4 protein-coding genes are annotated in these 3,213 nt (G+C 63.8%); all 4 read right to left on the reverse strand.

Annotated elements, in window-relative coordinates:
• Positions 1-245: 245 nt before the first annotated feature.
• Positions 246-599, reverse strand: coding sequence for a helix-turn-helix transcriptional regulator (locus PA598K_RS17345; protein WP_128658183.1), 354 nt, complete (start codon positions 597-599; stop codon positions 246-248).
• A 138-nt stretch (positions 600-737) separates the two neighbouring features.
• Complete coding sequence (locus tag PA598K_RS17350; protein WP_185602050.1) at positions 738-1,484, reverse strand: nucleotidyltransferase family protein; 747 nt, start codon at positions 1,482-1,484, stop codon at positions 738-740.
• Positions 1,481-2,719, reverse strand: a complete 1,239-nt coding sequence (locus tag PA598K_RS17355) for an XdhC family protein (protein ID WP_128658185.1) — start codon at positions 2,717-2,719, stop codon at positions 1,481-1,483. The genes PA598K_RS17350 and PA598K_RS17355 overlap by 4 nt, the downstream gene beginning before the upstream one ends.
• 172 nt (positions 2,720-2,891) lie before the next feature.
• A partial coding sequence (locus tag PA598K_RS17360) for a LamB/YcsF family protein (RefSeq protein WP_185602051.1) occupies positions 2,892-3,213 on the reverse strand: 322 nt, incomplete at its 5' end.

A 3,213-nucleotide genomic window follows, 5' to 3' on the forward strand; every position in this document is an offset into this window, starting at 1 on the left:
CGGCAAGCAAAAGTGACGCCGCAGGGGGCGGAAAGGCGGCCTAAGATGCCCCTGAGCGGGTTTGCAAACACGCCCTAGCATTGCCGACATTCAGCCCGCGCAAGCTCATCAATGAGGCCGCGCAAGCTCATCGCTGCGCGGCCTTACTCGGCAAGAGGCCAACGAAGCCCGATATATGCTGCCTTTGACCGCCACACCTTCCATCTCGGCGCTCCCTTTGTCCAAAGGCTGCGCTGCCTTGCCCCTCACAAAAACATCCGCACCTTGTACTCCTGCGGCGACATGCCAAACGTATTGCGGAATACTTTGGCAAAATAATTCGGGTTGTTGTATCCGACCCGCTTCGCCGCATCGCCCACCTTCATGCCGTCCTGCAGCAGCAGACGCCGGGCGGCGTTCATTTTCTCCTTGGTAATATACAGGCTGAGCGCCTCACGTCGGGCGTTGGCCAGCTCCAGCCCTTCGTTCCGGTAGCCGTCGGCGTTGTCGATGCGGACCCCCTCGTCGTCGACGCCGTTGTCCCGGTAGATATACGGGCGATTGCCGCTCCCGTAGCCAGTTACGGTGACAGGCTCGGTCGCCGTGCCGCTCCCGCGCAAATGGAAGAGAGACGGTGCAGCTGAGGGAAATGAGTACGGCGGGGACGTGCAGTGTCTAAAATGGAAAGTAGCGGCGGACAGGAGTTCTTGGGATACAGCACGTCGGCGACTCCCTTTGTCGACATACAGTGCCCCCGGTTACACGCTGTCCGTTTGCATAAGCGAAAGATAAGCCTCGTACTCCTCTTGTGTATCGAGATCCACCGGCGAGAGTGCGGGCACATCGACATACTGAACCAGTTGTCTCTTCTGACGGAGCAGCGCGCTGGCGCCTCGATCGCCTTGCAGCTGCAGCAGCTCGGGGAACCAGCGACTGTCGAATAGTACAGGATGCCCGGACCGGTCTGAGTATCGCGCTTGCAGGATGGCCGGACGAGCGGCGACATAGCGGAGCAGCATAGCCTTCAGGACATGCGTCTGCACGCCTGGCTGGTCGCCCAACAGGATCATCAGCGCTCCGGCCCCGGTACGCTGAGCCCACCGGACCGCCACATGGATAGAACTGCTCATTCCCAATGAGGGGGTCGTGTTCACGATATACTGTGCCTTCCGGTCATCGCATAACCGTTGTAGCCGCAAGTCGTCCGGGCCGATCACTCCCACCTCGACTTGTAGAAGGCACGCTGCCGTATGTTGCTCCGCAACTCTCGCCTGCGCGACTGATGATGCCAGCGTTTGTCGGCACCACTCGGCATGCTGCGACTGCTGCCCCGCCGATATCGGCTGTCCCGGGCAATCTCCCAGCCATGAGCCCGCTGCCGCGGCCTTGCGCACGATATGACCCAGCATCGGCTCGCCGTCAATCGGCAGCAGCTGCTTGGGCAGCCCCATCCGCGATGACTGACCGGCCGCCAGGATCGCCAATGCGATGAGCGGCCTGCTCATCGTATCTCCGCCGACCCTTGCGGCACGTCGAGCAGCTCGGAAGCTCGCAACGGGCCGCCGTCGCGGCGATGGCGATGCGCCGTCAGCTCGGCCAAGATGCTCAGGCAGATCTCCTCCGGCGTCTCGCCGCCGAGATCGAGCCCGACCGGCGCATGCAGCTTCGCCAACCATTCCGCACGGAAGCCCTCGTCCTCCTGCACATCCGCGACGATCCGTCGGGCTCGGCTGCGGGAGCCTAGCAGTCCGACATAGTCGACGGCCGCCAGCGGCAGCAGCTGCCGCATCGCTGCCCGGTCCACCTCCAGATGATGCGTCATCACCACGACGTAGGGAGCCTGTAGATCGGCGATGCTGGAATAGTCGCCGCGCGGCACCGGATGACGAGCCGCCGTCGAGAAGCCGGGCGGCGCGGCCCGCTCGATGCGATGATCGGCGATGGTCACCGCCCAGCCGAGCGGCGCGGCCATCTGCGAGAGCAGCTCGGCGTCTGCGCCGCTGCCGAGCACGACAAGCCTCGGCACAGGGCGGACCAGCTCCGCGAACACCTCGACCAGCCCCCCTCTCATCCATCCCGTACAGAGCCCGCGCCCGCCCTGTGGCAGCGCGAGCGTATCCAGCAGCAGCCCGGCGCTCGACTGACTCCGCATCCGAGGAAGTGGTTGCGACTCCCGAGCCTGCTCCACAGCCTTTCTCGAGGCTGCACACGCAGTTGGTCGACGGCCCCCGTCGCTGCCAGACTCCCACGCTATCGGTCCGGACTCCTCCGTCGCGACCGGCAGCTGCCAACGGTCTCCCGCCGCATACTCGCTGTCGTCCTCCGCTCCCACTACCGTCAGCGACCAATAGGCCGACGGAGCGGAGAGTCGCGCCTCGCCATCGGCAAGTATAGCAGCGGCGGCAGCCGGGTGACTGATCGGGTCGAACAGCTCCATCCAGACCGTCACCGCGCCATCGCAGCCCGTTCCCAGCCCCCACGGCTCTTCCTCGCTCGTCGCTCGCAGGTCGTAGTGGACTCGTCTGGACTCGCCATCCACGAATACATGATGCGCCTGCTCCTTCAGCTCGGCCTCCAGGCAACCGCCACTCAGGATACCGACGATTCGGCCGTCCGCATGGATCAGGCAACGCGCGCCCTCCCTCCGATACGCGGAGCCCTCGACCCGGATGATCGTCGCTATGACACATGACTCTGCCGTCTCCCGACAATGACGCAACGCCTCTACAATCGCTCGCATCGTCGCGCCCCCCTTCACTTGCGATCTCAAGCGGCCGCAACCACTGTTATCGTAAGCTTATGCGGGTACATGCGTTGCCGATGCAAGTCCGTTGTAAGAATACGTGACACGAGTTGAAATGGCTTAAATAGTAAAAAGGCAGCTAGCCGCACAGGCTGCCACCTCATACTTGCTACACGCCGCTCCCGTCGACGATTCGTCCCGGCGCCCGGACGGTGACGCCCGCTTGCTCCAGCGCCTCGCGGATCGTCCGCGCAAAGTCCAACGCATGCTCGCCGTCGCCGTGAATGCAGACGGTGTCCGCTTGAATCTCAACCTCTGCGAGCTGACACGACATCACCTTGCCTTGCCGAACCATACGGATCACCTGGGCAACAGCCTCCTCATCGCTGCCGATCAGCGCATCCGGGCTAATCCTTGGCGTCAGCGAGCCATCCGCCTGATAGGTACGGTCGGCGAATGCCTCGCTTGCCGTGCGCAGCCCGACCTTGCGC

This window comes from Paenibacillus sp. 598K (genome assembly GCF_003851045.1).
In the GTDB taxonomy this organism is placed as follows: Bacteria; Bacillota; Bacilli; order Paenibacillales; family Paenibacillaceae; genus Paenibacillus_D.

Coding starts and splice junctions, on each gene's coding strand:
- PA598K_RS17355 (WP_128658185.1), bottom strand. CDS start 2,719: ATGCGAGCGATTGTAGAGGCGTTGCGTCATTGTCGGGAGACGGCAGAG.
- PA598K_RS17350 (WP_185602050.1), bottom strand. CDS start 1,484: ATGAGCAGGCCGCTCATCGCATTGGCGATCCTGGCGGCCGGTCAGTCA.